The sequence below is a fragment of the Muricoccus harenae genome, from assembly GCF_009848505.1.
Classification (GTDB): domain Bacteria; phylum Pseudomonadota; class Alphaproteobacteria; order Acetobacterales; family Acetobacteraceae; genus Roseomonas; species Roseomonas harenae.
Genome location: NZ_WWDL01000070.1, coordinates 1 through 6,973 on the forward strand (window position 1 = coordinate 1; position 6,973 = coordinate 6,973).

The 6,973-nt window shown below is 64.6% G+C and carries 2 protein-coding genes and 4 pseudogenes; 2 read left to right on the top strand and 4 right to left on the bottom strand.

Annotated features, from left to right (window positions below):
- Window positions 1-139: pseudogene (locus GSE44_RS26060) on the bottom strand (IS3 family transposase); the annotation flags it as partial.
- Between the two features lie 50 nt (window positions 140-189).
- Between GSE44_RS26060 and GSE44_RS26065 the strand changes: the two are divergent.
- Window positions 190-399: pseudogene (locus GSE44_RS26065) on the top strand (transposase); the annotation flags it as partial.
- A pseudogene (locus GSE44_RS26070) lies at window positions 397-609 on the top strand (integrase core domain-containing protein); the annotation flags it as partial. The pseudogenes GSE44_RS26065 and GSE44_RS26070, both read left to right, overlap by 3 nt.
- A 390-nt stretch (window positions 610-999) precedes the next feature.
- Here the strand turns inward: GSE44_RS26070 and GSE44_RS24705 are convergent.
- The 3 genes and pseudogenes from GSE44_RS24705 to GSE44_RS24715 form a co-directional block, all read right to left on the bottom strand.
- Complete coding sequence (locus tag GSE44_RS24705; RefSeq protein WP_159351486.1) at window positions 1,000-4,044, bottom strand: Calx-beta domain-containing protein; 3,045 nt, start codon at window positions 4,042-4,044, stop codon at window positions 1,000-1,002.
- A gap of 719 nt (window positions 4,045-4,763) precedes the next feature.
- Window positions 4,764-5,991, bottom strand: a pseudogene (locus tag GSE44_RS24710) (IS3 family transposase).
- Window positions 5,992-6,408: 417 nt separating this feature from the next.
- Entirely contained in the window at window positions 6,409-6,639 is a 231-nt protein-coding gene (locus GSE44_RS24715; protein ID WP_159351487.1) for a hypothetical protein, read from the bottom strand.
- Window positions 6,640-6,973 lie beyond the last annotated feature (334 nt).

Consider the following 6,973-nt stretch of genomic DNA (forward strand, 5'->3'; position numbering starts at 1 on the left):
TGGTGGAGCAGGGCCGTGACCTTGCGGTAGCCATAGCGCCCATACTCGCGAGCGCCCGTGACGACATCGGCCGTCAGCCCCTCCGCGTCTATGCCCGCGGCGCCTTGCGCCGTATCGAGCAGTGCTGGCCTGCGCTCCTGAACTGGTTCCGAGTTTGGTGGGAGAGTTAGCCTCCTGGAGGAGGTCAGGCTGCCTGGGAAGCGTTTGACGCCGGAGCAGATCATTGGGCTGCTGCGGCAGGCGGAGGTTGAGCTGGCGCGGGGCCGGACGGTAGGCGAGGTCTGCCATGGGTTGGGGGTGTCGGGGGCGAGCTTTTATCGCTGGCGGTCCGAGTATGGCGGGCTGAAGGTCGACCAGGCCCGGCGGATGAAAGAACTGGTGCGGGAGAATGCGCGGCTGCTTGGCCGGGAGCTTTTCCATTCCCTGAAGGAAGCCGAGGTGCTGATCGAGCGGTGGCGGCGTCATGACAACACCTTGAGGCCTCACAGCGCGCTCGGGTACAGGCCACCTGCGCCGGAAGCCACCTTGCCCCGCCTGATCGGGCCCGCCTACGCTGCCCTCCGGCACGCCCAGCCGAGCGCGTCGAAACATGGGCCAACTCTCCTATAACTCATGGAGCCGCATCCGGGGTCAGGCCACCACTTCCCGCAGGCTTAAGCTGAACAAGTGATAAAGCCATACAGCGTGGCTGATGATCTCCGCCGGGAAGCGGTACCCAGGGTGGGTGGCGGGGTCTGGCGTCAGACCGTCAGACTGCCCCGGCCCGCTCATCCCGACCACCACCATCAACTTGCCAACGCCCCATGCAGGCCGCCTCGACGTTGCCTTCTACATCGACAACATCGCTTCTACCTGGATCGGTGCCGAAGGAGGAGGCGGGGTCCAGGGCCCCGGCTATGCCGAACTCCTCCCCAGCGGCTCGCCCCAAATCGAACGCGAATTCCAGGACGGCGGCGAGGCAACCCTCATCGCCGTCCGAGAGACTTCTTCAGCAGCCTGCTAGAGTACGAAGTCCGTTGCGGTCAGGGTGTGAAGCCCCGAGAGCGCGAGTGAGAAGTCCGCGATCAGGTCGCCGTTCATGTCGCCCTCCACAAAGGTCTGATCCCCGCTCTGAATGTAGTGCAGCTGGCCGGCCGCGGTGAAAGCACCGGATCCGATAAAGGCGAAGGCGTCATTCGTGCTGGTCGAGGCGATGGCGTCGAGCCTGGAGAGGTCGATCTTGTCGCCTGGTGCCCAGTCGGTGATCAGATCGGAGGGCAGCCCCGTCTTCCCGCCGCCAACATCGGCCGCCGATCGGAAGATGAACCTATCCGCCCCATCCCCGCTGGAGAGGATATCACGGCCACCGCCCCCCTCGATCAGGTCGTCTCCGCTTCCACCGAAGATGGTATCATCCCCATCACCGCCACTCAGGATGTTGTTTCCTGCATTGCCGATGATCGTATTGCTGAGGGAGTTGCCGGTGCCGTTGCTGTCGGTCGTGCCGGTGAGCACCAGGTTGTCGACGTTGCTCTTCAGGGTGAACTTGCCGGCTCCTGAGAAATAGGCCGTGTCGATGCCTTCTCCGCTCCTTTCGACGATGATGTCTGCGGTGCTGTCGACATAGTAGCTGTCGTCGCCTAACCCGCCTTCCAGCCTGTCGTCGCCGGAGAGGGCGATCAGCGTATCGTTTCCGGCGCCGCCGATCAGCGTGTCATTGCCGCCGAGGCCATCCACGGTGTCGTTGCCGCCGAGAGCATCGATGATATCGGCGGCTTCCGTGCCGGTGAGGTTATCGTTCCCCTCCGTCGGCGTGGTCCCGCCGGCCACGTCATCATTCCGGATGGTTCCGGTGCTGGTGGAGCTGGTGATCGTGGTTCCCGCCGAGGGCGAGGAGAGGGTGAGCGTGAAGGTCTCGTCCTGCTCGATCTCGGCATCGGCCGCAACGGTGACGGTGATGGTCTTGCTTGTCTCGCCGGCGGCGAAGCTGACCGTGCCGCTTGGCAGACCGCCCACGAAGTCACTGGCACCGGCCGGGTTGCTGCCGCTGCCCATCACCGACCAGCTGGCGCTGCTGGCACCACTGGTGTCGCCCGAGCGGGTCACCGTGTAGGTGAAGGTGGTGCTGCCGCTATTGCCCTCGAACAGAGCGAGTGGGTCGGAGATGGACAGGCTACTGCCGGTAGCCCCGCCCTCGATGATGATGTCGATCGGGCGTGTGTTGGTGTAGTTGCCGGTGATGTGGAGCACCTGCCCACCGACGGCGCTCAGCCCGTTATAGGAGATGCGGAAGGTGAGCAGTTCGCCGCTGTCGAGCCCGGCATAGGTCCCATCCTGCGTCCCCGACCCGCTCAGGCTTGCGCTCCCTGGGCCGCTCATGTCCGCATCGATCAGACCGGAGATGGCGGCAGCCCCGTCCGCTCCGAAGTTGCCGATGGCGAAGGTGGTGCTGGAGGCGGTGCCGGTGGTGAACTTGACCGAGTAGGTCTCGACGCCGTTGACCATGCCGACCAGCTTGAGCGCCTGGCCGGAGACCCCGACCGCGCTGAGGATCGCGCCCTGGCCGAGCTTCACGTCCGAGTTGTAGGTCGCGGTGGTCTCATGGGCCGCCTGCCACGCCTCGAAGCTCTTGTAGGACGTGCCCTGGTAGATCCAGGCCGAGCTCGAGTTTCCCATGACCGAGTAGTAGTTGTTCCCGGCGATGGTGGCGGCGCTGGATCCGTCCCAGATCGTCAGGAAGCTGTCAGGGGCACCCGTGTAGACGACGGTGTTGCCTACGACCACTGCGCCAGTCGCCGCGTAGAGGCCGCCTCCGGAGTCGCCGATGTTGATGGCGTCCGGGTTGAAGGCGGCCTCCATGTAGCTCGTGTTGTAGAGGAACTGAACCCCGTCGCCTCCCTTCTGGTAGAGGCTCTTCGAGGTGGTGCGGGTGTCCGTGTTGTCGAAGACCAGCGTCTCGCCCGACATGCCCTTCAGCACATAGGCGAGGCTCGTGTAGTCCAGGGCGTTGTCGAAGAGCTTGGCGCCGTCCTGCCAGCCCACCAGGATGCCGTGGAGCTTGGCCGCCTCGGCACCCTCGTCGCCGAAGCCGCTGTTGCCGTAGATCTGGAAGTCATTGGCGAGGTTGCGAGCAGCGACGCCCGGATCGGAGTCGTGGCCGACCAGGATGATCTTGCCAGCACTGCCATCGAGATAGTTGTACAGGTTGTTGTAGCGAATGACCCCGCCAGAGATGTCGATGGGGGTCGGCGCCAGCTTGTCGTAGGTCACCGAGACCGTGTAGCCGGTCTGGTCGGCCGAGGTGCCCGACTGCGTGATCTTGTTGTTCTCGATCAGCGGCGCCTGCACGTCGGTCAGGCGGATGCCGTAGTAGATGCCGCCCGTGCCCGCGGCGTCCGTGCCGGTGGCGTGCAGGTTCGCCTCGACGCCGGAGATGGCCACCGTGCTCCCGGCCGCGCTCGCGTCGATGTTGGCGATGCCACCGAAGCCGGAGCGCCAGACACTGGCGATGTCGACGGAGCCGCCGGTGATGGTCACGTCACCGGCCTTAAGGTTGGGGATGTTGACCATCGCGAGAGCGCTGGTTGCGGAAAACTGGACGTTGTCCAGGTTGAGATCCGCGCGGGTGCCGGTGCTGGCACCCTGGATGCCGTAGCTGGTGGGATTTACCAGGCGGATGCCGTCGAGGTGGAGCGTGTAGGTCGAGGGCTGGTCGCTGACGGTGATCAGGGCGGTCGTGGTGTTCGCCCCGTCGATGACGATCTTGCCAAAGGTGACGGTGCCGCCCTGGTCCTCCGAGATCCCGATAACGCGGGACTGCCCCGCAGCGCCGCGGATCGTCGCCCCATAATCAGTCACGCCGAGCCAAGTCACTGAATTCGACACCACCAGACCCGTGGCCGGGGTGTAGACGCCGTCGTTCAGGTAGACGGTGTCGCCGTTAGCTGCTGCGGCGTTCGCGCGCTCGACCGTGGCCCATGGACGCTCACGAGAGCCGTCTCCAGTTGCGTCATTTCCTGCGGGGATACCGTTGGCAGCCGTCCCGGAGACGTAGAGATTGCTCATTCAGCCGTCCTTGTAATGACGCACGCCTCGTCTCGGAGACTTGGGGCTGCCCGGTGCGAAGGAAGTGTTGCGTATGTCTAGCAGAGGTTAGTAGATCGTGAGTTGGTGTAGGCCCACAACATTTCTACATCTTGACCCAAGATGAATCCCGATGCGGATCGAGTTGCGCCAGGTTTCCGACCTATGCGTATTTCTATCGAACAAGTGATAAGGATCTCCGCGAGGTGATATACTTAAATGTATCTCGCGGAATGGTGGCGATATTGGCCCGCCTCCACACGGCATAGTTGTCGCGGCGGCCGGCTAGCAGGTCGCGCAGAGGTCGCCATGCCCACGAACACGGCGTCGCTCCGCACTTCCCGTACTACTTTGGTGATCTCACGCGGCGACATCGACGCTCCCATGGAGGCGACCAGGGACCTGCTCTGGGTTGTTGGCCTCGGAAGGACGGACATTGGTGAGTTGGCGGAATGGCGACATGGCGGCTCGCTTGCGCAGCCGCGGCGAGGGGCGTGACGACTACAAGTTCCTGGAGGCGCTGCACCACTTCACGGTTCACAACGTCACCGAGCGGGCTCATCGGCCGAGTTCGGAGCCTCGAACAGAGCTTGGCTGCGCTTCTGGTGCGTGAGCCAGACGGGCGCACCAGCGGTGCGGATCAGACGGATGGTACCCTCACTGCTGTACCGCCCGCAGTTTTTGAGACACCTGAGTGGAGCCTATGCGGCGAGAACCCTGGTTGAAAGCTGGTCCTGGCGGACGGCGTCCGGTGTTCTGAAGCCGTTTCGCTCGATCAGCCAGGTTGAGTTGTAGGTCTGGCGGAACTCAAGGAGCGCCTGGCGCAGTTGCTCGACGGTGTCGAAAGTCCGCACCCAGAGGAGGTTCTCTTTCAGGGTCCGGATAAAGCGCTCGGCGCAGCCATTCCCCTCGGGTGCCCGCACGAAGGCGGGTGAGCTCTCGATGCCGAGGAACGTCAGCTCGCCCTGGAAGGCATCGGCCATGTACTGCGAGCCGTGATCATGGCGCAGCGAGAGACCTGCCGCGATGTCCTTGGCGAAGCCGCCGAAGTGCTGGCGCACACCCTGCCTGAGGGGTTCCAGCGCCTCGAAGCGGGTGCCACGCCGGGCGGCATGCAGGCCCACACACCCGGCGCTGTGGTGATCGACGGCGACGAACACCGCCGCCTGCCCCTCAGCTGTCCAGGTGGTGGTCATGTCGGTGCCCCACATGATGTCCACCGCGTCAGGGATGATGGTGCCGTCGTGGTTGCGCGGGCCTCGGGGCTGCCGACCCGCGATGGGGCGAGCAGGTCGTGCTCCCGCATGAGCCGCAGCACCCGGCGCCGGGAAGTTCGGACGCCCTGCCTGCGTAGCCTTGCCCAGACCTTGCGGTGCCCCTCGCCATGGAAGGGGCTGGCCGCGAGGATGGCCCGGATCGCCTCGACCAACTCCGGATCCGGCATCGGCCCAACCGGGCCAGGTCGCCTGGGTGGCTCCGTTCGGGGTGGCAGGCGATGGCGGTAGACCGTGGCTCGGGCTGCCCGCCAAATCCGGCATACCCGGGTCAGGCCATAGGGCCTGCCGCTGCTGGGCGAGACCGTCAGGCTCATGGCCGTGACCTCCGCCGGACCAAAGGGCGGCCACCCTCGAGGGCCGCGACCTTGGCCTCCAGCAACTCGCGTTCGAGCAGCATCTCGCCCAGCCTGGCCTTGAGTCGCTCGCTCTCCAGCGCCTCGCCGTCACTGGGCCGCGTCGCCAGGCTCGCCTCGCCAGCCGCCAGGAAGGCGTCACGCCAGCCGCTGAGCGTTGCGGCGGTCACACCCAGCGCCCGCAAAACCGTCTCCAGGTCCTCGCCACGCAGCAGCCGCAGCACCGCATCCCGCTTGCGCTGCCGCGACATCCGGCCACCCCGTCCAGGACCGGCCGCGTCCATCGTTTCTGTCGTCATCGTGCACCCCATCGGCGGATACCGTCCGCTTGCGGGATGTCTCAATCAACCGTGGGGCAGAGGAAACTGCAGTGACGAATGAAGAGATCAGCCAGAGTGCCGGTCATATAGTTCGAGGTAAGTGTCCGGGCGACCCAAATGACAGAGCTTCGCGCGTGAAGTCGGCGACGATGCTGGGCATACGGAACCTCCGCCTATCACGCGGCCACTTCCTGACGAGGTCGCAGGCCTCTTCTAGTTGAAGCACCGGCCTGCCCTATGCGAGCAGTACCTCAGCCTGTCGAGGATTCACTGAACCCTTCTGGCGTGTGCATCCGCTTTCGGCCCATGTTCCGTCTTCCTCAGCCCCGGTGCCTCTCAATGCCGCAGGCCCGCGCAAGGATCAGGATGCGCTGCTTCCAGGCGGGTGGTGCAGGCTCAAGCACTGGCGAGGTACTTGCCGGACCGCGCCCTCCGCAGAAACACCTCGCCGACCTTCAATGCGTCTTCGGCACAGCGATAGCCCAGCCGGGACTGCTGCATAAAAAAGTCGTCCGCTGAGTAAATTTTCCATACCCAGGGCGCTGCCGGTCGACCGATCCTTTCGATCCGAAGATAGCTGTCTCGCTTGGTCTGAGGGTCGGGTCGGAGATCAACGGCGGCATCCATGCGCGCTTCCTACTGGTTCATCACTCACGGATCAGCCCAAAAGAATGCCGCGCGCGAGGCTGTGATCGAGGACGGCGCGCCTCAACCGGAGTTTCCGCTGGAAAGAGATTGCCCGAGCCCGCCGCGCAAAGAACGAGGGGGCGGCGATCAAGCCTGGGGAAGATCCGCACCACGGCCGGTTAGGTCGTCACGGCTAAGCACTATGCGCCGGACGAATGGAATGCATTACCCATAGGAAGTGGAGTGGGGCCGGGGAGAGGCACATATCGGTGTCCAGCAGACGACGACATCGAGCCGTCGCCATTCACGAAGGACATGAACGATGTTTGCTTCC